The organism is Siphonobacter aquaeclarae, from assembly GCF_900103285.1.
In the GTDB taxonomy this organism is placed as follows: Bacteria; Bacteroidota; Bacteroidia; order Cytophagales; family Spirosomataceae; genus Siphonobacter; species Siphonobacter aquaeclarae.
Genome location: NZ_FNGS01000002.1, coordinates 188,123 through 210,847, shown reverse-complemented (window position 1 = coordinate 210,847; position 22,725 = coordinate 188,123). Strand labels below are relative to the sequence as shown.

At 54.5% G+C, this 22,725-nt stretch carries 19 protein-coding genes; 6 read left to right on the top strand and 13 right to left on the bottom strand.

Annotated elements, in window-relative coordinates; translation table 11 throughout:
- Entirely contained in the window at positions 1–2,034 is a 2,034-nt protein-coding gene (locus tag BLR09_RS04330) for a LamG-like jellyroll fold domain-containing protein (RefSeq protein WP_093198288.1), read from the bottom strand.
- Positions 2,035–2,444: 410 nt separating this feature from the next.
- Here BLR09_RS04330 and BLR09_RS04325 point away from each other — a divergent pair, with 410 nt between their 5' ends.
- A complete protein-coding gene (locus BLR09_RS04325; RefSeq protein WP_093198284.1) occupies positions 2,445–4,142 on the top strand; it encodes a PQQ-dependent sugar dehydrogenase in 1,698 nt (565 codons plus the stop codon).
- A gap of 77 nt (positions 4,143–4,219) precedes the next feature.
- Here the strand turns inward: BLR09_RS04325 and BLR09_RS04320 are convergent, their stop codons facing one another.
- The 3 genes from BLR09_RS04320 to BLR09_RS04310 are packed head-to-tail and all read right to left on the bottom strand — an operon-like array spanning position 4,220 to position 5,493.
- The gene (locus BLR09_RS04320; RefSeq protein WP_093198281.1) at positions 4,220–4,636 is read right to left on the bottom strand and encodes an arsenate reductase ArsC; all 417 of its coding nucleotides are present in this window, start codon (positions 4,634–4,636) and stop codon (positions 4,220–4,222) included.
- 29 nt (positions 4,637–4,665) lie between these two features.
- On the bottom strand, positions 4,666–5,115 hold the full coding sequence (locus BLR09_RS04315; RefSeq protein WP_093198279.1) for a DUF6428 family protein: 450 nt from the start codon (positions 5,113–5,115) through the stop codon (positions 4,666–4,668).
- Between the two features lie 48 nt (positions 5,116–5,163).
- Positions 5,164–5,493 carry an ArsR/SmtB family transcription factor gene (locus BLR09_RS04310; protein ID WP_093198276.1) on the bottom strand — a complete coding sequence of 110 codons (330 nt, stop codon included), beginning with the start codon at positions 5,491–5,493 and terminating at the stop codon, positions 5,164–5,166.
- A 158-nt stretch (positions 5,494–5,651) separates the two neighbouring features.
- Here BLR09_RS04310 and BLR09_RS04305 point away from each other — a divergent pair, with 158 nt between their 5' ends.
- Positions 5,652–7,646, top strand: a complete 1,995-nt coding sequence (locus tag BLR09_RS04305) for an ATP-binding protein (RefSeq protein ID WP_176785448.1) — start codon at positions 5,652–5,654, stop codon at positions 7,644–7,646.
- Positions 7,647–7,952: 306 nt separating this feature from the next.
- On the opposite strand, the gene BLR09_RS04300 is transcribed toward BLR09_RS04305, so the two are convergent.
- Positions 7,953–8,567, bottom strand: coding sequence for a response regulator (locus BLR09_RS04300; protein ID WP_218126605.1), 615 nt, complete (start codon positions 8,565–8,567; stop codon positions 7,953–7,955).
- 903 nt (positions 8,568–9,470) lie between these two features.
- Between BLR09_RS04300 and BLR09_RS04295 the strand changes: the two genes are divergently transcribed.
- The gene (locus BLR09_RS04295; RefSeq protein ID WP_143011016.1) at positions 9,471–11,387 is read left to right on the top strand and encodes a T9SS type A sorting domain-containing protein; all 1,917 of its coding nucleotides are present in this window, start codon (positions 9,471–9,473) and stop codon (positions 11,385–11,387) included.
- A 59-nt stretch (positions 11,388–11,446) separates the two neighbouring features.
- On the opposite strand, the gene BLR09_RS04290 is transcribed toward BLR09_RS04295, so the two are convergent.
- The 6 genes from BLR09_RS04290 to BLR09_RS04265 all read right to left on the bottom strand — a co-directional run bounded on the left by BLR09_RS04290 (position 11,447) and on the right by BLR09_RS04265 (position 15,976).
- A complete protein-coding gene (locus BLR09_RS04290; protein WP_093198265.1) occupies positions 11,447–12,709 on the bottom strand; it encodes an MFS transporter in 1,263 nt (420 codons plus the stop codon).
- Positions 12,706–13,359 carry an ArsR/SmtB family transcription factor gene (locus BLR09_RS04285; RefSeq protein ID WP_093198263.1) on the bottom strand — a complete coding sequence of 218 codons (654 nt, stop codon included), beginning with the start codon at positions 13,357–13,359 and terminating at the stop codon, positions 12,706–12,708. The genes BLR09_RS04290 and BLR09_RS04285 overlap by 4 nt, the downstream gene beginning before the upstream one ends.
- A gap of 11 nt (positions 13,360–13,370) precedes the next feature.
- Positions 13,371–13,877, bottom strand: coding sequence for a TlpA family protein disulfide reductase (locus BLR09_RS04280; RefSeq protein ID WP_093198260.1), 507 nt, complete (start codon positions 13,875–13,877; stop codon positions 13,371–13,373).
- A gap of 1 nt (position 13,878) precedes the next feature.
- Positions 13,879–14,301, bottom strand: a complete 423-nt coding sequence (locus BLR09_RS04275; RefSeq protein WP_093199627.1) for a hypothetical protein — start codon at positions 14,299–14,301, stop codon at positions 13,879–13,881.
- Positions 14,302–14,423: 122 nt separating this feature from the next.
- Positions 14,424–15,320, bottom strand: a complete 897-nt coding sequence (locus BLR09_RS04270) for an SDR family oxidoreductase (RefSeq protein ID WP_093198258.1) — start codon at positions 15,318–15,320, stop codon at positions 14,424–14,426.
- A gap of 77 nt (positions 15,321–15,397) precedes the next feature.
- On the bottom strand, positions 15,398–15,976 hold the full coding sequence (locus BLR09_RS04265; RefSeq protein WP_093198255.1) for a Crp/Fnr family transcriptional regulator: 579 nt from the start codon (positions 15,974–15,976) through the stop codon (positions 15,398–15,400).
- A 242-nt stretch (positions 15,977–16,218) separates the two neighbouring features.
- On the opposite strand from BLR09_RS04265, the gene BLR09_RS04260 reads away from it, so the two are divergent.
- Together BLR09_RS04260 and BLR09_RS04255 are read left to right on the top strand one after the other, a co-directional pair.
- Positions 16,219–16,698: an SRPBCC family protein gene (locus tag BLR09_RS04260; protein WP_093199626.1), complete on the top strand. Its 480-nt coding sequence runs from the start codon at positions 16,219–16,221 to the stop codon at positions 16,696–16,698.
- 307 nt (positions 16,699–17,005) lie between these two features.
- Positions 17,006–19,126, top strand: a complete 2,121-nt coding sequence (locus tag BLR09_RS04255; RefSeq protein WP_093198253.1) for an FAD-dependent oxidoreductase — start codon at positions 17,006–17,008, stop codon at positions 19,124–19,126.
- Between the two features lie 57 nt (positions 19,127–19,183).
- Here the strand turns inward: BLR09_RS04255 and BLR09_RS04250 are convergent, their stop codons facing one another.
- Complete coding sequence (locus BLR09_RS04250; protein WP_093198250.1) at positions 19,184–20,596, bottom strand: aminotransferase-like domain-containing protein; 1,413 nt, start codon at positions 20,594–20,596, stop codon at positions 19,184–19,186.
- A gap of 94 nt (positions 20,597–20,690) precedes the next feature.
- Here BLR09_RS04250 and BLR09_RS04245 point away from each other — a divergent pair, with 94 nt between their 5' ends.
- Positions 20,691–21,569, top strand: a complete 879-nt coding sequence (locus tag BLR09_RS04245; RefSeq protein WP_093198248.1) for a DMT family transporter — start codon at positions 20,691–20,693, stop codon at positions 21,567–21,569.
- 350 nt (positions 21,570–21,919) lie between these two features.
- Here BLR09_RS04245 and BLR09_RS04240 read toward each other — a convergent pair whose 3' ends face one another.
- Positions 21,920–22,723 carry an AraC family transcriptional regulator gene (locus tag BLR09_RS04240; protein WP_093198245.1) on the bottom strand — a complete coding sequence of 268 codons (804 nt, stop codon included), beginning with the start codon at positions 22,721–22,723 and terminating at the stop codon, positions 21,920–21,922.
- Between the last annotated feature and the right edge of the window lie 2 nt (positions 22,724–22,725).

Here is a 22,725-nt window from a genome sequence, read left to right as displayed (position 1 = left end):
CTAGTTTGAGCCTGCGGGCGCGAGCCGGAAGGTCGTCAATACTGCCGAATGATCCGACGCCCATACGTCGTCGATCTCCGCCGCCGTCTTCACAATCTTCGACACGATCGGCCGGAGGTTATTCCCCTTGTAATACAGAAAGTCAATCCGGCATACCTGCAGATGACCATAGATGGCGGCAAACGTACCTTCCGGCCGTACTACCTCGTCGGGGTTTACCTCCCGGAAACTATCCCGGAAGCCTTCCTTCCCCAGATACCCCGACACTGGAAACGCAACAGGCCCGTACCCGAAATGCAGTCGCGCTGCCGCAGTCGTCCAGTCGAGGTGGCTGCAGGAATTGAAATCCCCGCCGATGATGACCGGTACCTCCGATTGGCGCAGGTGCGGCCGGGTATCTTTTTCAAGTATATACTGTATGTCGGCAAGGGCCAGTGTCGAGTCTTCGGCTACCCACTGACGTGGGTCGAGGCCGGTATTCGGGTAAACCCACGTATACTCCGGCCGGTACGCGTACCGCAACCAACTGGAATTGACCAGCAGACGGCGGCCGTCGGGCAGGGTCACAAACGCCGGGTCGGAGTTCATTTTTTTGAGCGATGAAAGCGGCGTCAGCGGATACCGGCTGAAAAGCGCCAGATTTTCTCCTGAAGAAGCTGTATGGAGCTGAAAACCAAGCGAATCGGCGATGCGCCGTTGCGAACCATATGCTTCCTGCATGGTGACGATATCAGCGCGGCTGGTACGAATCAGGTCCACAATCCGGTGTAATCCTTCATGGACCAGGTGCACGCCGCCGTGCCAGATATTCCATTGCAGGACGCGAACCACGTTCGCATCATTCCGGCTGCCGGGAACGATTTGCTTCGTGATCGGGTGGGGGCTGGTTTCCGGAATCAGCTTTTTCCCGCTCAACCGGAAGGAAGGGACCGTCATCCGGATGGTATTTCCCGGTTTGGCACCGGGTGCCAGCGCAGCTGTGACGAGGTAGTAATGAATACCCGGCGTCAGAAAAATGGGATTTCCCAAAGGCTTTTGTAGAACCAGACGACGGGGCAATGCGCCACTTTTTTCAAACAGCTTCGTGCGGATCGCCGACCGGGCCGTCTGCCCGGCGTAGTATACCTGAATACCGGACAGGTCGCGGAGGGAAGAGGTCTGAGACAGATCCAGCGTCAGTTCCGTCAGCGAAAGCGGTTTCTCTCTGCCCTGGACGGCTACCCGAAGCTTCAGGATTTGCTCGTCGCGACTACCCGGTTCGGAGTCCCATTCGCTTTCGATGACGACGGCGTTAAAAACCTGCTGTTGCTTTATCGTCGCTATAAAAGACGGATTGTCGTTCGGTACGGTATGGGCCAACGGAGCCGTGCCGCGGTAGTTGGTCCGCCCGTTCCGCAGGTGATACGCCTGATCTCCTTTCCCGACCCAGTTTATAGAAACGTCGCGAAAATCTTCATCAAACGGATAGTAACCTGTCAGTCGGGCAAAGTCAGGGTGCGCAGGCGTGATCGGCCTGCCCATCCAATCGCGTATCGTTTGCGGAGAAACGGCCGCGCGCCAGATACGGACTTCGTCGAGCAGGCCGCCAAAAACACTTTCTCCTTTTTCGTGGATTCCAAGCGCGCCGGGGAGGATGGAATAGGCGACGGGTTTGCGGTCGACCAGCACTCCGTCGAGATACAGCATCGTCGCTGCGCCGTCCGACGAAAGGGCGACATGATGCCATTGGTCGTCGAGCACCGCGCCCGAAGTAAGCCCCGTCTTTGCATTGGACAGCCGCCCGTTCCGCAGTTCCAGCGGCAGGTAGTCGGTGATATTCAGCTCGCTGTATTCTCCGCCGCCGAAGATTACTTCCTGCTCTTTCCAGGTCCGGTCGTCGCCCCTGATCCAGGCTTCCAGGGTCCAGGGGCCGTTGAGGATACCCATGCCGGTGCGGACGTTGTTGTCTTTTCCGTCCAGCCGGAGGGCCAGGTTTCGTTGCCCGTAAAGCATACTCCCGGACAGAAGCAAAAACAGAGAGAGGAAAATTCGCATATAGAAAGAGGCCACTGATTCGGCGGCGAAGGTACTGCCGGATTTCCTGCATACAGAACAGGTAATTTGTCAAACAGGAGCAGTCTTTTTTTCGTATATAGGGAAACGGTCAGAAAAGCGGCCTCCATTCAAAACATTTCGGCTGCTCTGCCTGTTTTACGTAGAATAAATTCGTCTTTCTGACGAACGGATCTTCCCCTTCCTTCGATACGTATGAAGTCGGTTCCGGGCTCGGCCTGGAGTAGGTACCGGTTTTTATTCGTTGCGTACGTTCCCGACTCTGAGGTAGTTGTCTCTTCCCCCGACCATAGATCAGTGTTCTGCCGTCAGGGCGGTATGCTGCCGTTTCCGGATTCCGCCGTCCGAAAACCCAAACCAGTCTTCTATTCGCAACCCTAAACAGAATTTGTATGAAACCGATTTACTTCTTCCGGCTCCGCCAGCTGCTCTATGCCGGATTCTGGCTGATTGCTCTCCTGCCTGTTTGCCTGTATGCCCAGGCTCCCGACGTATTGCTGAAACCGGTCATTACGACGGGACTGAGCCAGCCGATGCAGGTCGTGCATGCCGGCGACGGTACCCAACGCCTTTTCATCGTTCAGAAAGGTGGTAGTATCAAAGTCTTTGACCGGGTCGGCGACGAACAATTCACCGACCGCGGCACCTTCATGACCATCACCGGTATCCCGACTTCCGGAGAGCAGGGGCTACTGAGTATGGTCTTTGACCCGGCCTATGCGACCAACGGCTTCTTTTATCTCTATTATACCAACGGTGACGGCAACCTGGAGCTGGCGAGGTATCAGGTCAGTGCCGACCCGTACCGCGGCGATGCTGCGACGAAACTGACCTTGTTACAAATTCCGCACCCGGGCCAGGTGAACCACAACGGAGGAGAGCTACACTTCGGTCCGGATGGTTTTCTGTACCTTTCTACCGGCGACGGGGGAGGGGGCGGCGATCCGAACAACAACGCGCAGAATACCACATCGCTTTTGGGTAAATTATTGAGAATCAATGTGACAGGCGCTACTGCCGGCAACCCGTACCAGGTTCCGCCGGGAAATCCCTTCGGAAATCCTGTCTACGCACTCGGCCTCCGGAACCCGTTCCGCTGGAGTTTTGACCGGCAAACGGGCGATATCTGGATCGGTGATGTCGGGCAGGGCGCCCGCGAGGAAGTGGATTTTGTCGCTGCCGGGAGTATCGGCGGCGCCAACTTCGGCTGGCGCTGCTACGAAGGCGATCTGGCGTTCAATACCGCCGGTTGCGCAGCCCAGAATACCTATGTAGCTCCGGCCTATACCTATCCGAATCCGGCCGAGGGAAGGTCGGTGATCGGGGGAGTAGTATACCGGGGAAACGCCTTCCCGGCGCTGCAGGGATACTACATCGGAACAGACCACTATAGTCAGAATCTGCACGTGGTTTCCCGTTCGGGAGGAACCTTTACCGTGGCGCTTCAGTCCGCCGGAGTAGGGTCTACTTCTGATTTCGGGGAATCTGAAAACGGAGAGCTGTATGCCAGTAACCTCGGAAACAATACGATCTACCGGGTAACCGTCGATCCCGGGCCGCTTCCGGTGACGCTGACAGCCTTTACCGCTGTGCCGGAAGAAGGCGGCGTACGGCTGGCCTGGCAGACGGCTTCCGAAAAAGCCTCCGAACGCTTTGATATCCAGCATAGTCTGAACAGCAGAAGCTGGAGCGATATCGGCAATGTACCAGCCGCAGGCGAAAGCGATGGTGTGCGGCGGTATGCGTTCCGGCACGAGGGCCCTGCCGGCGGCGTCAACTATTACCGCCTCCGGATGGTGGATACCGACGGCAGCGCGGCTTTCAGTCCGGTTCGGAACGTGGTGCTGGACCGGCCGTTTTCCCTGACGGTTTACCCGAACCCGTCTGCCGGCGGCGTACTGTACTTCAAAAGCCCCGAACTGGCTTCAGTTCATTCGGTCGAGGTAATCAATCCGGCAGGAGTAACGGTTCTCAAAGCAGAAGGTACGCCCCGGCTGGATACCCGTCCGCTTGCTACGGGTGTGTACCTGCTCAAAATCACCCGGTTGACAGGAGAGGTCATCTCCCGGCGGGTATCGATCCTGCGGTAAGTCAGACAAAAACGGCTATACGGAATAAACCAGCAAATGTCAGTTTATTCCGTATAGTCATTCCAGAGAATAGTGCGTTATCCGAGGTAATCCGATACAAACCGGCGGGCAAATTCCTTAATCTGATCACGGGTTTCACGAAAGGCTTCGCGGATTTCTTCTTCTGTTCCCGTCGCGCGGGCCGGATCGGGAAAGTTGTGATGAATTTTTGTTGCTTCTGTGGGAAAATACGGGCAGCGTTCCCGGGCATTATCACAAACTGTAATAACATAATCGAATGGAATGTCAGCATATTCTGACACGTTGTTCGAAGTATGTCCAGATATGTCAATACCTTCTTCAGCCATCGTAGCAATTGCTCGTGGATTGACACCGTGTGTTTCTACGCCCGCACTGTAGATCTCCGCTTTTTCTCCGGCAAAATGAGCCAGGTACCCTTCGGCAATCTGACTGCGGCAACTATTGCCGGTACAGAGGACGAGGACTTTTTTCATGACAAAAACATCGTTGTGAGAGAAAAGAACTAGCAGCAACCGCCGCCGGGAGTACAACGGGTAGACGGAGCGGGAGTAGTTGCCGCGGGTACTCCGCAGGCGTCGCCGGCGAGGCAGGCTGTCTGTTTCGCCAGTAGTTGAAAGTGGGCGCCGTCGAACCCGAGGTCGTACTTCCCGATCGTCCCTGCCTGGTATTCCACTTCGATTTCGAGGTCTTCCATGCCGAGTACTCTTTCCGAAAGAGCAATGATATTCAGTAACTTACGCGGTTTGAGCCGATGTTCGTAATCATTGGCATCCCAAAGTTGAAAGTTCGCGACTTTTTCGTGGCGGACCTTTCCTCCGCAGTCGATAAAGTCGCGGGTAATCACGCCGACTTCCGTTACATGAAAGTGTTCCGGAACCCACGCGCCATCAGGCAATTGAAAGGTAACAGCGGGAAGATCCAGCAGGTATTGTTTGATGTCGGAAAGCTTCATCGGATGTTTGGTTTATTGCAATATTACGATTGAATTAGTCAAAAAAAATCAACAGCAACCGTCGGGGAGGTGGTAGGAGCCAAAGAAAGCAGCGAGGTTATCCTGCAGTAATTTCCAGGCGGTGGGTTCGATGCAGTAGCAGACGGTTACGCCTTCGATTGTTCCCTGAATGATGCCGGCATTCTTTAACTCCTTCAGGTGCTGGGAGATAGTGGCTTGTGCCAATCCGAGTTCGTCGACCAGGTCGCCGCAGATGCAGGCATTCGCGCTGATAATCTGCTGGAGAATGGCAATCCGCGCCGGATGTGCCAGGGCTTTGAGCTGGATGGCGAGGCGGTTTTGCTCGTCGGTGAATATGGCTGTTTTGGTTACTCCCATGCCACAAAGGTAGGTGTTTTATTCAATCGTAATAATACGATTGAATATTTTTTTCCGGGCACGGAGCATCGTTGTGATTCTCTCGTTTCATGTCGTTCTTGCAATAGCTATCCGATCGGTTAAAGCGGATGCAGAAGAGCATAATTTCAGTGCTATTTATGAAGAACTGGGCTGTAATCGGCTGGATGATGGTTTGCCTGTGGGGATGCACGCCCGCGAAGGAACAGTTTGATTTTTCGGTATTCCGGGAGAAACTGGATCTGATTAAAGATACGTCGAAAAAGGCCGGTCGCGATGCCGCGCTCAGGCAATTGCAGGATACCCTCCATACAGGTTCGCTCTCTCCGGCGCTGGCGCGGCTGATCCGGTATGATTTCGACCGCGACTGGAACAACAGAGCCGGGAACTATGCGGCAGAGCTGGCGTTTGCCGACAGCGTCATTAAGGAATTGCGTATGTCGTTTGCCGAAGAGGGTGATTTCCACAGGCAGATGGCTATTATTTGCCGGCAGAGGGGGAACGCGTATATCCAGCTGGGGCGATCCGACGAGGCAGCTGCGAGTATACAGGAAGGGTTGCGGGAGGTCCCGTTTATTGCCGATACCTGCGCGCGGGGAATGATCGAAATCCAGGGTTATTCCAGCCTCGCATATGCCCGTTTTGTAGTAGGCCGGTACGATCAGGCGATCACCTTTTATCACCGGGCATTGGTTGACTATCCGTCCTGCCGGTTCGATTCGGAGGGCGAGTTTAAGCGGCAGAATCTCCGGAACAACGCGGGCATGGCCTATATCGCCAAAGGGAACGCCGACAGCGCGCAGGCGGAGTTCAGGCTGGCCTTCGACGATATCCGGCGATACGGGCGGCTTTTCCCGGATAAACAGTACAATGTTAATTCCGCTTACGGTGTCGTGTGCAGTAACCTCGCTGATGTCATGATGCAGCTGGGACGGCTCGATTCAGCTGCCGCTTTGCTGCGGAGCAGTGTGCAGCTGAACCAGCGGCATGAGCCTGAAAATGCGCTTCTGTCCCGGATTAAGCTGATGGATGTTTCGGTCCGGAAGGCAGATCTGGGCGCTGCGGGCGAGTTGAAGCGGACGATTCGTGCTGCGCTCGACACCACCCGGTCCGCGGAGGCGGAACGCCGCTTTGCCCGCGTATCTGCCGCGTATTTTGCCGCCGCCGGAGATACGCGCCGGGCCTTCCGGCAGCAGGTACGCTACGATTCGCTGGTGTCGTCGGCCGCGCAGAAGCAGTCGGAAGGCCGGGAATCGGACCTGCTCCAGGCGCTGGAACTTGCCGCCAGCCGGAATAAGGTTACCCTTCTCGAAAAAGAGAACAGCATTCAGCACCTGATATTGATTCTGGGCGTTGTCGGCATTATTTCCGTCGTTCTGATCGGAACAATTATCACGATCTACTCGCTTCGGCTCCGGACCCGCAACCGGGAAATCGTACTGATCAATGAACAACTCAACAGTGTGCTGTCGAACCTGAAAAATTCCATCCAGACACAAAACAGGATGATGCAGGTAGTTGCCCACGATCTCCGGAATCCGCTGATTGCCATCCGGCAAATCAGTGAAGCGGGGTATTCCGAAAGCGGTTCGGAGCGGTTTCAGGCGGTGGCGAACTCGGCCCGCGAAGCCGCCGCCATCATCGAGAACATGGTAAAGGCCGATAACGCTCCGCTAAACCGCCAGCCAACAGACCTGATGTCTATCGTCGTTCCCTGTGTCCGGATGATGCAGGTGAAGGCGGATGAGAAACAACTGACGCTGACGCTGTCGGGCGCCGAACATGCTTTATGCCGGATCGACGCAAACGGCATCTGGCGTGTGCTGACCAACCTGCTCAGCAACGCCATCAAATTCAGCCACCGGGGAGCCGGTATCCGGATTTTGATCGAGGACGACGCCACCAAGGTGCGGCTTTCGGTAAAGGACACGGGTATCGGCATTCCGACCGACAAGCGCGAAGAAATTTTTGATTTCCACACCGGAATGTCCCGGCCGGGGACAGAAGGGGAAGAATCCAACGGCATGGGCCTCGCCATTTCCAGGCGCATCGTGGAGCGCCATGACGGAAAAATTGAGGTCGAATCTGCGCCGGGCCTCGGGTCGGTGTTTGTGGTTATCCTGCCAAAAGCTTAGGTCAGGAGCGTTCGTCCTCTCCGGAGGGATCCCTTCGCCGGTATAGAGAAACAAGCATCCTGTTTTACTGCCGGAGACGTTTTTATTCCGGCAGGATAAATCCCTGGTATTTTCATGCGTTGTTTCGCTATGATAGCAGAATAAAAAGAAGGTATGTTCTCTCTTGAAATAAAATAAAGGACACAAAATACGGAAAAAAGTATCTTGTATTTTATAGTTTTTAAACAGAAGTAATTGTATTAGCGACTCGTTCTGAATGTTGAATTTTCCTAAAACAGGAAGAGAAAATTGCTTGTTTTTGGGTGCTTAAACAATACGCCTTTCGAACGCATACTTAATCATTTCGGCGGTTGTTCTGGCATTTATTTTACGCATGATATTGGTACGGTGTGACATTACGGTAGACGGGGAAATGCCCAGCTCGATAGCGATGGATTTAACCGTTTTGCCCCTCGCTACCAATTGTAAAATTTCCTGCTCTTTCTTGGTCAGTGCCTGCTCGTCTTCCCGCTCGGGTCCGTTGGTGAACAGATCAATCAGGTCGCTGCTGATGTACTTGGAGCCGGAGTAGGTACGTTCCAACGCTGTCAGAAACTCACTGTAATTGATGGACTTGCTCAGAAACCCGTTGGCGCCCAGTGAAAAGCACCGCTTGATGATACTTGCGTCGCTTAATCCACTGACTATCAGTATTTTGATATTGGGATAGCCGGCCCTTACTTCCTGAAGAAACTCCTCCACATTGGTGCCGGGAATGAGGTAGTCAAGAAGCAGGAAATCAAAACCCTTTGTATCCAGCAGGTCCCGCGCCGATGCGGCTGAGTCGGCGGTATCCACGCTCGCTCCGGGTATTTTGCCGGTGAGCATCTCCCGGATGCCGAGCGAAAAAAGCGTGTGATCGTCGACCAGCAGTGCATGCATGCTGGACAGTCTGGAGGTTTCATGCTGTGATTCCATCAGTTGAAAAGGTATGAACACGTTGAAACGGCAAAACTAAGTTAAATGTGCTATTAAAGGAATAGCAAAATAATACTAGTATGTTTTAACAGGCTTCTTGGTTAATCGACTAGAGTGTATTTTAATAGATAATTATTGGCGTCAATATTTTTCAATTAGTATCATACTGTTTCGAGCAAATTCGAATAACTACAGTGAATAATTATCTGATTACTAGTTTAATAATTTGTGTTAAATGAGCGCTGATCAGATTATGTTTCATCTGAAACTGTTTGTCGTGAAATTATGCCTATTTATCTAAATGAGTAGTTTGTCTGTTTGTATTGCAGGTACTTTTGTTCGGTACTCCGGAATGCTTCGGGACGAGTGTTCGCCTGAATCGGAACGACCTGTTGGTTGATTGAGTTACAGGCTATTCGGAAATGAAATAAGAACCCGGATTAACTGTCTGTGATGGAAGAAAGAAGTATCTGTAACAGGCTTCCCGTAACAGGTCCTGGAATATGCGGCAACTATCCAACCCCTGTTTCGCTTTATTTTTTGTACGGTGACCTGACGCCGGAACCGGTAAAAGCCAGTGAAACGAATCAGGCGACATGTGTTTAACCTTCAATCCAAATTTACGGATTAGTATAGTTGAAAGGAGCAGGTAATGCATTCCGGTTTCCGGAATGTATTCCTTAAAAATTTCTGACAGTTCGGGAGCCTGTTTCCCGCCAGTTCTACCCGCCGCTTTACTAAATCGATCACTCCGCTTTTTGAAACGACCCTCCGCAGGCAAGGCCTGCTGGACCGGGATATTCGTGCGCTTTTTTCAAGGATAACTACGTCAAAAACCACTTCGCATCATTCCCCAAACCAAAGATCATGAAACAATTTCTAATGTTGATTGCCTGTTGCATGCCGGGCCTGCTCCGTGCGCAGAATGTCTGGTATTTCGGACCATCGGGCGGTTCATCGGCCAGCGGCGCCACAACGACCAATCAGGTCGTTACCTTTACAAACAGCGGAACCGGGGCACTTGCGCCTTTGACAGCTATTTTTTCCATCAGTAATCAGCAATTTGCCTCCATAGATGGAAATCCCGGCGTGCCGGGGATGACCTTTGGCGGCGGGAGAGTCACAGGCGTGAATAGCCCGCCGGCGTCCCTGCCCCTGTACCCGGCGATAAACTACCTCGGCAGCTCGTCGAATCCGAACTACACGGCCTGTCATACCTGCATTTCGGGAACGGGTATAAATGTAACGTATAACAAAGGCGTTGAGCTGTTTCTGGCTTCCGACGCGCTGCTCAACAGCGACGGAACGTCTGCCTATCCTGTCAATTCCACCGCCCGGTTTGCGGACCTGACCATTACATTCAACAGGCCTGTTTCATACCCGGTGGTGCATTTGACTGGTCTGGGAGGGGATTTTTACTATGCGGTTAACGGAACAGGCGGTCCGGCAAACACGCGGAATTATGCCATGGGTTTTTCAATGGAAGCGGAATTGCTGACGCCGGGAACGACCCTCACCCGCCTGTCCGGAAACACCTACTTTGCGCTTGATCCTACCAATACCCGCGTCCGGAATACGGCGACGTCCCTCGGCGCTGCTACCAGCGGGCAGACGGTCGTAGGCGTTCTCCGGTATGCGGCGTCGGGTTCTGTCGTCGTCAATGCGACCAACATCAGCAGTGTCAGTTTCCGGATTTACCTGAAAGGAGACGGCGGCACGATCCGTGACGGGAATGGAAATGTTGCGACTGCGCTGAACGGAAATGCCATTCAGTGGAGTGATCAGGTCAACCACATTCCCGCCGGCAGTTCTACGCCGATTTTGTCAGTCTCCGGAGATGCCTTCCTCGTTGGCGTTTCCGTAGCAAGTCCGGTGAATGTTTCCGGGAATGTCTTTAACGATCCCGACGCCGGCAATGTCAACAACAGCTCCGGCTCGCCCAACGTGGTCCCCGGCGATATGTTCATCAGCCTGGTCGATGCGAACGGAATTGTCATCGCCACGACGCCTGTAAACACGGACGGAACCTATACCTTTTCGAACGTGATAGAAGGTACATATCAGACGGTAGTGTCGACGACGAACTACCCGGCCGGGACGGATCTCTCGTCTACCAACGGAACGACCTCTCCTGGCTGGCAGATTACAGGTGATTACAACGGTATTCCCGATACCGGTAATGACGGTACCGACGGAAAAAGTACGCCGTTTACCGTTGCGACTACCGACGTAACCAATATCAATTTCGGAATCAAAACAAGCTCATCGCTGCCGGTACGTCTTGTGAATTTCAGCGGAAGATGGTCCGGAGAGGATATCGCAGAGCTATCCTGGAAAACGACTTCCGAGGTGAATTTCAGCCACTTCGAAGTACAGCATAGCCTGGATGCCCACCGATTTGAGTCGGCAGGTAATGTATTGCCTAATCCGAACGGTGTATACCGGTTTACGAGTCCTGCGGCCGGTACCGGGGTGCATTACTTTCGCCTGAAAATGGTGGATCTGGACGGGTCAGCGGACTATAGTAACGCTGTTTCCCTGCTTAACGACCGGCTCGTTTCAATCAACCCAAATCCGTTTGTGTCGGAGTTGACCATCAGGGGAATAGCGGAAGGAAGCCGGGTTTTACTGGCAAGTATGACCGGGAAGACGGTACTGAGCAAAAGTATCGGAGCCGGAGAAACAAAACTTTCCGTCGGGTACCTCCCGGCCGGCTTGTATATCCTCACGGTGACGGACCCGAACACAGGCTTCACGGTACGGCGGAAGCTTCAGAAACTGTAAAAGAAAAAGTGGTGTAGTGAGAACAGGGCTGTCTGCTGAAAAGCAGCAGCTTTTGTTTTTTACGACGGTTTCATTCGTTTCCAGACGAGCAATCCCGAGACAAGTGTCAGTATTCCCGCCAGATGTACAGCCCAGACCAGTCCCCATAGTCCGGCCACGATTCCTGACATCAGCGCGCCGATGGCATACCCCATGTCCCGCCAGAACCGGTAAACCCCGAGTGACGAGGCCCGCCATGACGGATGTGCCGCGTCGCTCACAGCCGCCAGAAGGGCAGGGTAGACCATCGCCGTGCCGACTCCGAGCAGCACAGATCCCGCAAGCCCCGAAAGCAGAGGCGGAAGAAACGCAAAGCCAATAACGGCATGGCCGACCGTCTGGATCAACATTCCCCAGACAATCAGCGGCTTACGGCCTATTTTGTCGGCCAGCGGGCCTGTAACGATTTGCCCGACACCCCAGACGACCGGGTACACGGCCTTGATCCATCCGACACCTTCCATGCCGACGCCATACGCCGTAAAAAGCAGCGGAAAAACACCCCATGACATGCCGTCGTTGAGGTTATTGATCAGTCCGGCCTGCGATACAGCGAAGAGGTTCGGGTTCCGGAAGGATGTTTCCCGGAATACCCACAGCAGGCCCGGCCGATGGGCCTTTTCCTCCCCGGAAGCGACCTGCATCCGGAATCCTTCCAGCCGGGCATAGGCCCGGGTGTCTTTCACCCCGAAAACAGAGAGAACAAGCCCGAGGAGTGTGTAGACGATACCCGGGTAAAAGGGCTCGGGCCGAAGGCCGTAGCGTGTCGCCAGGTATCCCGTTGCCAGGGCGGTAAGTCCGACGGCGCCGTATCCTGCCGCTTCATTGAGGCCCATGGCGAGGCCACGCTGCGAAGGTCCGACGAGGTCAATTTTCATGTTGACCGTCATCGACCAGGCGAGGCCCTGACTGATGCCGAGGAGGATGTTGGCCAAAATAATCAGGTTCCAGGCCGGCGCCCAGGCCAGTAAAAAGGGAACCGGGAGGCCGACGATCCAGCCGGCAATCAGTACGTTGCGACGGGTGTACCGATCAGCCAATACCCCCGAAAAGAGGTTGGTAAATGCCTTGACAACGCCGAATGCGATGATGAAGGAGAAGACAACCAGGCCGGAGGCGATGTGAAATTCTTCCGTTCCCACCAACGGTACGACGGTACGTTCGAGGCCGACCATGCCGCCAACCAGCATATTGACCAGCACCAGCAGGCTGAAAGCCCGCCAGTTTTCGCGAAGGCCGAGGGCAATCGTCTGGTTTCGGGTCGGGGAGGGGGAAAGGTTCATGCTGTTTGCGCAGGATATCCGGCGAGTACCCATTCCCGGTATCCCTCCTCGAGGCGGACGGCCTGGTAACCGTTTTCCAGAAGCAGCCTGACGGCCTCGTCGGCATAGACACAAAAAGGACCGCGGCAATAAGCGACAATCTGCCGGTCCCTTGGCAGGTTATTGAGCTCTCCCGGGAGCCGGTCGACCGGCATGCTCAGCGCCCGGTGAATATGCCCGCGGCGGTATTCTTCTTCCGGACGTACGTCGATCAGGATTACTTCATCTTTTTCCAGCAGGCTTATCATCGTTTGTGCGTCGATGGCTTTCGTGCCTTCTCGAAAATTCTGTACAAGTTTTTCGATTTCGGCGTGAAAGGCCGTACCCAGTTCCCGCAGGGAAACCCAGGTCCGGAAGACATCGTCATCCGAGAGCGAATAGAGAATGAAATTGCCGTTGCGGACAACCGACACCAGTCGCGCCTTCCTGAGGGTCTGCAGGTGTTGGGAGGCGTTGGCCACGGACAGGCCCGTGTACCCGGCAATCTGCTCGACCGAAAACGGCCCTTGTGCCAGTAAATCAATGATTTCCAGGCGATGGGGGTTGGCCATTGCCTTTGTGACAGCGGCAAGCTCTCCGTAAACCCGGTCTTTGAATTCCCGTTTGTTCATCGTTATCCGGATTACCGGTGTGAACGTAATTGTTGCAACAAAAAATCACGCAACGCGTCTCCGTGGAGGTCCGCAGCGATGACATGCCCGCTGCGGGAGACGATCACGTTGAAAGGTAATCCTTCCAGCCCGTACGTTTTGGCAATCGGGCTCTTCCAGAACTTCAGATCGCTGACCTGCGGCCAGGGGGTACCGAGCCGCTCGATCGCCCTGACCCAGTTTTCCCGGTTCTTATCGAGTGAAACACCAAGAATTTCAAACGAGCCGTCCCGCACAAATTCGTTCAGTTGCTGCCGGTACAAGGTCTTCAGTGCCGGCTGCTCCTGCAGGCATGGCGCGCACCAGGAAGCCCAGAAATCGATCAATACTACCTTGCCTCTCAGGGAGGAAAGCGACAGCGCCGGGCCGGCAGGGGTTGGTGCCGTAATATCGGGCGCAGGCTTGCCGACGAGCGTTTCCTGGCCCTGCGCCACACCGGCTAGCGTCCATGCCGTCAGGAATACAAGGATTTTTTTCATGCTAATCAACCGAAGGGTAGTCTTTGTCCAGCCAGTTTACCTTGATGTTTTTCGGGATGTCGAGCAGCCTGGCTTTTTTAAAACCCATTTCGTTCAGTACCCGGAAAGCGGGACGGATATTCGGGCACTTGTCAAACGGGCAGCATCCGCAGTAGATGACTACTTCCTTTTCACGACTAACCGTTTTCAGGTAAGTCTTCAGCTTTTCTACGTTGGCCTGGTCACGCGTTGGACCTATATCTACCGATCCTTTGATGACCGCATCCGGACCAACCGACAGGATGAGCAGGTTTTGAGTCTGGCTGGCGGTAATCCGGGAAGCCAGTACCTCGGGTTTCATCAGTTGGGCCGGCGTCCAGGGTTCCGATTGACCGAAAACCGGCGCGGCGGCGAATAGTGCGAATAAGAGCAGCGCGTATCGCATGGTGTTTGTTTTCGGGCGAAGGTAGGAAAGAAAATCAGTATTCAATTGATTTATTGAATAGGTACGCATGCAAAAGGCTTCTCTTTTCCGGAGAAGCCTTTTGTAACGGCCGGGAAATGGTATCAGACCGCCAGATAACCAGCCTCCCGAATGTCCGAAAGCAGACCGGAACCTGTTGGCTCCCAGCCGGTTTCCCGTCGGGTACGCTCAGCCGAAGCCGCGCAGTCCATGACAGCAAAATGCGCAAACCAGGTAAAATGAGCGGCGATATCCTCCCCCGACATAGCCGCTACCGGCAAGCTCAGGCCTTTACCGATTGTTTCGGCAATTTCGCGGAAGGGAATACCGGTTTCGGCGACGGCGTGAAGTACTTTCAGGGACGGCCGTTTTTCAATCGCCAGGCGGTAAAGTGCCGCCGCGTCCTGCCGGTGCACGGCGGGCCAGCGGTTGGTGCCTTCGCCGGTGAAAGCGGAAACGCCCTTGTTCCGGGCCAGGTCGATGAGCATCGGCACAAAACCGCGGTCTCCCGCGCCGTGCACGCTGGGCGGAAGCCGGACGAGGTACACATCCACCCCTTTTTCCGAAACTGCCCGGGCGGCCTCTTCGGTGGCTACCCGCGGATTGACATCTGAGCCGGCAACGGGGCCGTCCTCTTCCGTTACCGGCCGGTTGGCGCGCAGCAGGCCGATACCGGAGGTGATAACCAGCGGTTTGTCCGTTCCGGCGAGGGCTTCGCCCAGCGCGCCGATGACGAGCCGGTCGTCCTCACAATTGGCCTTAAACCGGGAAAAATCATGGTTGAACGCCGTATGGATTACGGCGTCTGTCTGCGAGACGCCATGCCGGAGCAACGCGAAGTCGTTGACATCTCCGGGAAGCGGGGTGGCGCCGGCTGCGGCAGCGTGCGCGGCTCCCTCTTCGGAACGGACCAGCCCCAGTACCTCGTGCCCGTGGCGGGTCAGTTCGCGGACTACTTCGGAGCCTACAAATCCGGAGGCTCCTGTAACAAATACACGCATAGAATCAGGAATGTTGTTTGAGGCAAAATTCCGGTTTCGGGAGCGGGCGCAACAAGGTCATTTGACCATAATTCCGGTCAGCGACGAAGTTGTGCGCGCCGGATGCGGGTAAGGGTTTTGAGGGAAATACCAAGGTAGGCGGCAATCATGCGGAGCGGCAGCCGGGCCAGGAAACCGGGGTAGGTCTGAACAAAGTCAGCGTATTTCTCCTCCGGCGTACCGCTGAGCATGGTCAGTATCCGGTTGCGGCTGGAATAAATGTTCCGGGAGATCAATTGTTCCGAAAAACGCTTGAGTTCCGGAAAGCGAAGCAGCAGGTCGTCGAAATCAGGCTTGTGCCAGAGCAATACGTTGCTCGGTTCAACGGCGGCGATGCTGACCTGGGACGGCGTGTGTTTGTCGTAACTCTCAACATCGAGCGTCCAGGTGCGTTCGGGAGAAAACTGGAGAATATGCTCGTTTCCGTCTTCCGTTATCGAAAACGTGCGCAGTAACCCATTGATGATGAATATTTTATGTCGGCAGGTGTCTCCGGCTTCCAGCAGTACGCCGTTACGGGGAATCGACGCCGGAACGGCCAGGCGGCTGATTTCCCGCAGGGCGTCTTCCGTCAGATTCGCGTGGTCAGAAAGGTATTGTTGAAATTCAGCGAGCATCGGACCAAAAGTACGCAGCCGGAATGTAGTCCGCCACAATACGCCCCGTTTTCTGCCGGAAGACACTTCACACGAAAAAAGTTGATTTTTTCTTTCCATCTATTTTGAGAAACCGATCGGTTGCGTATAAATTTGCAACCGATCGGTTTCCTGATGGCGATTGCCGGGATTCGTCCTGGCAAAGAAATTTTGCCGCCAGCCTGAAACCCGTAACATCCTCTACTATCAAAACGCGAAAGACCATGAAACTCGATTTTGTTGTCACCAAAGAAGCCCGCACCATCGATGTGACGCGGGCGTTTGCCGCTCCCCGTCAATCGGTATGGGCCGCCTGGACCCAAAAAGAACTGCTCGACCAGTGGTGGGCGCCCCGACCCTGGAAGGCACAGACCAAGGAGCAGCATTTCGCCGAAGGCGGACAATGGCTGTATGCGATGGTGGGCCCGCAGGGCGAAGAACACTGGTCGCAGGCCGTTTACAAAGCCATTCACCCCGAAAGCTCCTTCGGCTTTTCGGACGGTTTTTGTGACAGGGACGGTAACATCGACGAGAATATGCCCCGGATGGACTGGCTCCTGCGGTTCGAAGACGCGGGCGACGAGACGGTGGTCCATATACACATTGTGCACCGCTCGCTCGGGGATCTTGAGAAAATAATTGAAATGGGCTTCAAAGAAGGCTTCTCCATGGCGATGGAAGGCCTGGACGAACTGCTCGGGTAAAAAGAGGGCCGGCTCCGGAAGGAGCCGGCCCTCTTTTATGTCGCCCGGCTGGCACACAGCGATAGACGGCGTATAGACAGAAGGTGCTCTGCACAGGACTTTTTAACTGAAAATTTGACTTTTGACGGAAACGGCAGAATCTATCCTTTTTTTCAGGTTAAATAATTGTGAATCATACCGAAAACCAGCAGGCCGGGATGTATATTAGAAGCTGTTTTTGAGTGGGTTGACGGCGTTACCCCCTGTTGTCATCCCGTAATCATCCAACCCGTTGGCGATGATTTACTCACACCTTTTGTCCTTATGAATGTTAACCGTCCGCTTTTCACCCCGTAAACTTATTGTACTCCTTTTACTCCCTCTTTTTCACACAACAGCTCAAACCCGTCTTTCTGCCGATGTCTGTATCTACGGAGGAACCTCCGCCGGAGTCATCGCGGCCTATACGGCGAGTAAGCTCGGCAAGTCCGTTATTCTCATTGAACCCGGGAAGTACTTGGGCGGAATGACGACGGGCGGTCTGGGATTTACCGACGTAGGTAAGAAGGAAGCCATCACCGGTCTTGCGCGTGATTTCTACCGTCGTGTAGGAGCAGCCTACAAAAAGAGCGAATCTTTTCAGTTCGAGCCGCATGTGGCTGCTGAGGTGTTTCAGGCATACCTGAAGCAATCAGTCGTAAAGATCACCTATCAAAACCACCTGACGGCTGTCCGCAAAGAGGCGAACCGCCTGGCAGAAATAACGACCGAAAACCCAGCCGGTCAGAAACAGATCGTTTCGGCCGCCGTCTTCCTGGATTGCAGTTACGAAGGCGATCTGATGGCAAAGGCCGGCGTGAGCTACACAGCAGGAAGAGAGGGGAATAAGAAATACAGGGAAAAGAGCAACGGCGTCTATCTCGTCAATTTCTTCACGCAGTTTCCCGAGAACATCGATCCGTATAAAATTCCGGGAAATCCGGCTTCAGGATTTGTCTGGGGGATCTCCGGCGGAAAAATCGAGACGAACGGATCCGGTGACAACAAAATCCAGGCCTATAACTACCGGCTTTGCCTGACGTCAGATCCGGGCAATCAGCTTCCATTTTCGCGGCCGGCAGACTATGATTCCACAAGGTATGAACTGCTGCTCCGGCTGATCGCTGCCAAACCCGGGATGACCATTGACGATTGCCTGGCGTTCCGGACCATTCCCAACAAAAAAGTCGACGTTAATAATGCCGGACCGTTTTCGACCGATATGATCGGAGAAAACTATGATTACGTCGAAGCGGACTACGCCACCCGTGACCTCATCGCCCGGAAACACGCTAATTATATCAAAGGCTTCCTGCATTTCATCGCGTACGATCCGCGGATTCCGGCGGCTATGCAGAAGGATATGCGGCGATGGGGATATCCGAAAGATGAGTACACTGACAACGGAAACTGGAGTCCCCAGTTATATGTGCGGGAAGCCCGGCGAATGATCAGCGAATATGTGGTTACGGAAGCGAACTGCATGGGCAATACCACGGTGGATGATGGAGTAGCCTGGGCCTCCTATACGATGGATTCCCACCACGTGCAGCGGGGAATCGTGGTGCAGAACGGAAAAACAATGATCAAAAACGAAGGAAATGTCCAGTATGATGTCCCGAAACCTTTTCCGATATCCTACCGCTCTATCGTTCCGAAAGAAGCCGAATGTGCCAACCTGATCGTACCCGTTTGCGTGTCTGCTTCCCACATTGCCTACGGTTCCGTGCGGATGGAGCCGGTATTCATGGCGCTGGCGCAGGCGGGAGCCGTGGCGGCCGCTATGTCAATCGCTTCCGGGAAACCCGTGCAGCAAATTGACGTGGGGCTTCTTCAGCAGGAGTTATTAGTAGATTCTCTCGTCAATAACCCGATCATTCTGCCTGGAAATGCGCCATTATCGCTAAAGCTGGTCGGATTTACAGCCATCCGGAAAGACCGGTCTTCCCGGCTCGAATGGCGCACAGTCGACGAGCGCAATGTCGGTCACTTTGCCATCGAACGTAGCTCCGACGGAACCGAATTTCTCCCGATTTCCTTCCTGACGGCACAGAATTCCAGCTCGCAGTCTTATGAATACGTGGATTCCGAGAACTACCGGGGAGTCAGGTATTACCGCCTGAAGATGGTGGACCAGAACGGCAGCTACCAGTACAGCCGTACGCTGTCGCTCGTGGAAGAAGGAACACTCGCCATCGGCCCCAATCCGGTCCGGGAAACCCTGAAAGTACTCGCGGAAGACCCGATGCTGGCGGGAACGGAAGCGCTGGTTTTTGATCTTCTCGGCATGATAAGACACCGTTTCACATTAACGAAAACCACGGAGGAAACGTCGCTGAAGCACCTTTCTCCCGGCGTGTATCTCCTGCGGTTTCAAACCGGAAAAATGTTCCGGCTCGTCAAGGAATAGCTTCGAAAGAGCGGCCGGAAGCGCATAGCTCCGGCCGTTGTTTTTGGAATAAGGGCGCTACCTTGTCAACGATCCTGCGAGTTTTCCGAGCCTTATCAGTTGCGTTTCCAGTTCATCCGACCAGGGCAGGCCGAGCGTCAGGCGCATGCAGTTTTCAAATTGATTTTGTAAGGTAAACATCCGGCCCGGGGCAATACTGATCCGTTGGCGGATGGCCAGGTCGTATAAGGCCGCCGTGTCCGTTCCCTTTTCCAGCTCCACCCATAGCGAAATACCGCCCTGCGGCCGGCTGATCCGGGTACCTTCCGGGAAATGCTGACCGATGACCCGGGCATAGTGCCTGTAGTTTTCCTGCAACGTGCGCCGCAGGGTACGGAGGTGGCTGTCGTACCGGCCGTTTTTGAGAAAACTCCCGACAGCTTCCTGAAGTACTGCCGGCGAGGAAGTCAGGTGTACCAGCTTCATTTTCAACAGCGGCTGCCGGAACCTGCCCGGCGCAATCCAACCGACGCGGTAGCCGGGCGCCAGGGTTTTCGAAACGGCGCTGCACCAGAGTACGTTGCCTTCTTCGTCGTATGATTTGCAACAGGTAGGCCGCTGAAGCCCGAAATACAAGTCGCCATAGGTATCGTCTTCAATCAGGGGAATACCATGCCGGGCCAGCAGTGCTACTACCTCCTTTTTGTGCTCATCGGGCATGCAGGAGCCCAGCGGCGCGTTGAAATTCGGAATCAGCAGGCATACCTGCAGTTTGTGGATGACTTTCTTCAAAGCATCGATTTCAATACCGGTAACCGGGTGGGTTGGCAATTCGAGCACCTTGTAGCCCAGGCTCAGCGCCAGCTGGAGTATTCCCGGGTAGCACGGACTCTCCACGCCGATGGTATCCCCCGGTTTCCCAAGCGTCATCAGACTGAAAGACAGCGCGTTCATGCTGCCGTTGGTGGAAATCAGATCGTCTTCCGACAGGTTGCCACCCCAGAGGAGGGAGCGTTGGGCGACCATCCTCCGCAGCTTCACGTTGCCTTCAATCGGTTCGAGTTCGGCGCCGGCGGCTTCGAGCTCCCGCGCGGCCTGGATGATTTCTTTCTGCAACCGGGCTGTGGGAAGCAAATTCCCCGACGGTACCCCGATCGAAAACAGCGTCAGGTCCTTCCGGCCCATGTTGGCGTATACCTTGCTGATGAGCTCTTCCGGCCCCGAATCGGTTGGCCTGGACGACGGCTTGCTGGTTTCCGGCAAGGGGAGTTTCAGGGAGGCGGGCCGGCTGACGAAGTAGCCGGACTGCGGCCGGGATTCAACCAGCGACTGCGCCTCCAGTTCCAGAAACGCCCGTTTGGCAGTGTTCATGCTGATGCCGTGTTGCTGGCACAGCATGCGGACCGACGGGAGGCGGTCGCCGGGTTTTAATACTCCGTTCCGGATCTGGATCGCCAGGCCCCGGGCAATATCGGCATACAGGTAGCGCATGCGGCAAATGTAACTGTGTCCGTCAGATTCGTCAAAACTGGTACTGTGTTTGTTGTGCGGCACCGGCTAGGTTTGCTGAAAATTTACAACAGCCATGATTCGTAATGACACAACTGCCTCCGCCAACGGCTGGATCAACGGTTTTATCGGTGTATTGATTTTCAGCGGTTCCATGCCGGCTACGCGGGTAGCGGTACTGGATTTTCATCCGGTATTTCTGACGACTGCGCGGGCGTCGATTGCCGGATTGCTCGGTTTGATCCTGTTACTGATTTTCCGGGAAAAGCGACCTGCCAAAGACCAGCTGCTTCCGCTTCTGATTGTGTCCCTGGGCGTGGTCATCGGCTTCCCGCTGCTGTCGGCCATAGCGCTACGGTATATTACCTCAGCGCATTCGATTGTTTTTCTGGGGATGTTGCCGCTGACAACGGCCATTTTCGGAGTCATACGCGGAGGAGAGCGCCCGAAGCCGGTTTTCTGGCTCTTTTCGCTCGCCGGTAGCCTGTTTGTCGTGGGATTTGCTGTGATGCAGGGGCTGACAGCGTCTCCGGAAGGGGATATCCTGATGCTGCTTGCTGTGTTGATTTGCGGATTGGGCTACGCCGAGGGGGCGAAACTCTCCCGGACGCTCGGCGGCTGGCAGGTTATTTCCTGGGCGCTGGTCCTGTCGCTGCCGCTGACGATTACCGCCGGGCTATTCCTGCTTCCGGATGATCTGTCCGGCATTCATTCCGAAGCGTGGGCAGGCCTCGGGTATGTATCCCTCTTCAGCATGCTGATCGGGTTTATTTTCTGGTACCGGGGACTGGCCCAGGGAGGAATCGCAGCAGTAGGTCAGTTGCAATTATTGCAGCCGTTTTTCGGTCTGACGCTCGCGGCGACATTGCTTCATGAGCAGATCAGTTCCGGGATGCTGGTGGTTACGGTCGGTGTGATTGGGTGTGTGGCGGCGTCGAAGAAATTTGCGAGGTAGTTTTTCTCACAGGCAACACGGACTTCACGGAAAATGCCCGCTGATCTAATGCTGATACTTCTGTGAAGTCTGTGTTTTCTGTGAGAAAAATAAAGCATATCCGCACTTCGGATCGGGTTTTGGAAATGTGGTTCTCACAGACAACACAGACTTCACAGAAAAACGGGTGACTGATTTAATTCAGATACCTCTGTGTATTCTGTGTTTTCTGTGAGAAAAAAAACCATATCTGCACTTCGGATCGGGTTTTGGAAATGTGGTTCTCACAGACAACACAGACTTCACAGAAAAAGGGGTGACTGATTTAGTTCAGCTACTTCTGTGAAGTCCGTGTTGTCCGTGAGAAAAAACTACACAACACTCCCCGGCGGATACCCATACTGCCTGCGAAAGGCGAAAGAAAAGTGAGACAAGTTCTCAAAGCCCGCTTCCAGGTACACGTCAACCGGCTTTCGGTGTTTTTCAGCTAATTGATAGTGAGCCAGTTCCAGTCGCTTGTGTGTCAGCCAGCGCTGCGGCGTAGTCCGAAAGGCCTTCCGGAAGTCCCGGTTAAACGTTGCCAGGCTACGACCGGTGAGGTAGCTGAACGTCGACAGCGGAAGGTTAAAGGCGAAATTCTTTTCCATGAAGTCGACCAGGTCGATTTTTCCCGGTTCTTCGAAATTTCCCAGGATGCCGTCTATTCCCGGGTCAATTCGTCTCAGAACCGTCAGCGCCTCCGTGATCTTGAGTGCGGCGATTTCCTCCGGAAAAATTCCTTCCAGCTGAAAATACGGTAATAACGAGGTCAGGCAACTTTCCAACAGGGGATGCGCCGCAAATTGCCGGACTTTCGGTACTGCCACTACCGGCGCAGAAAAAGGCTTATCGCGGTAAAAGTCACGGAGCCGGGTAGTCGTCAGGTGCATGGCTACGGCCTGATGCGGGGTATCTCCGGTAGGAGCGGTAATGACCGTCGTCGGCTGGTTCCGGGGTATCAGGAATACATCCCCCGACCGGAACACGTATGCCGCATCTGCTTGGATAATCCGCGTTTCTCCCGAAATAAACCAGATCAGCATGTGGTAATCGAAGGTCGCCTCGGTTTTGAAGAGGCGGCCTTCGTAGCGGGACAGCTTGACGTCGGGCGTGATGTAGTGTGTCTGAAAATCCATTT

Coding starts and splice junctions, on each gene's coding strand:
- BLR09_RS04315 (WP_093198279.1), bottom strand. CDS start 5,115: ATGAAGCTTTCCGACATCAAACAATACCTGCTGGATCTTCCCGCTGTT.
- BLR09_RS04330 (WP_093198288.1), bottom strand. CDS start 2,034: ATGCGAATTTTCCTCTCTCTGTTTTTGCTTCTGTCCGGGAGTATGCTT.
- BLR09_RS04250 (WP_093198250.1), bottom strand. CDS start 20,596: ATGCGCTACCTGTATGCCGATATTGCCCGGGGCCTGGCGATCCAGATC.
- BLR09_RS04255 (WP_093198253.1), top strand. CDS start 17,006: ATGTTAACCGTCCGCTTTTCACCCCGTAAACTTATTGTACTCCTTTTA.
- BLR09_RS04245 (WP_093198248.1), top strand. CDS start 20,691: ATGATTCGTAATGACACAACTGCCTCCGCCAACGGCTGGATCAACGGT.
- BLR09_RS04295 (WP_143011016.1), top strand. CDS start 9,471: ATGAAACAATTTCTAATGTTGATTGCCTGTTGCATGCCGGGCCTGCTC.
- BLR09_RS04325 (WP_093198284.1), top strand. CDS start 2,445: ATGAAACCGATTTACTTCTTCCGGCTCCGCCAGCTGCTCTATGCCGGA.
- BLR09_RS04270 (WP_093198258.1), bottom strand. CDS start 15,320: ATGCGTGTATTTGTTACAGGAGCCTCCGGATTTGTAGGCTCCGAAGTA.
- BLR09_RS04290 (WP_093198265.1), bottom strand. CDS start 12,709: ATGAACCTTTCCCCCTCCCCGACCCGAAACCAGACGATTGCCCTCGGC.
- BLR09_RS04310 (WP_093198276.1), bottom strand. CDS start 5,493: ATGGGAGTAACCAAAACAGCCATATTCACCGACGAGCAAAACCGCCTC.
- BLR09_RS04260 (WP_093199626.1), top strand. CDS start 16,219: ATGAAACTCGATTTTGTTGTCACCAAAGAAGCCCGCACCATCGATGTG.
- BLR09_RS04305 (WP_176785448.1), top strand. CDS start 5,652: ATGAAGAACTGGGCTGTAATCGGCTGGATGATGGTTTGCCTGTGGGGA.
- BLR09_RS04240 (WP_093198245.1), bottom strand. CDS start 22,723: ATGGATTTTCAGACACACTACATCACGCCCGACGTCAAGCTGTCCCGC.
- BLR09_RS04280 (WP_093198260.1), bottom strand. CDS start 13,877: ATGAAAAAAATCCTTGTATTCCTGACGGCATGGACGCTAGCCGGTGTG.
- BLR09_RS04320 (WP_093198281.1), bottom strand. CDS start 4,636: ATGAAAAAAGTCCTCGTCCTCTGTACCGGCAATAGTTGCCGCAGTCAG.
- BLR09_RS04275 (WP_093199627.1), bottom strand. CDS start 14,301: ATGCGATACGCGCTGCTCTTATTCGCACTATTCGCCGCCGCGCCGGTT.
- BLR09_RS04265 (WP_093198255.1), bottom strand. CDS start 15,976: ATGCTCGCTGAATTTCAACAATACCTTTCTGACCACGCGAATCTGACG.
- BLR09_RS04285 (WP_093198263.1), bottom strand. CDS start 13,359: ATGAACAAACGGGAATTCAAAGACCGGGTTTACGGAGAGCTTGCCGCT.
- BLR09_RS04300 (WP_218126605.1), bottom strand. CDS start 8,567: ATGCATGCACTGCTGGTCGACGATCACACGCTTTTTTCGCTCGGCATC.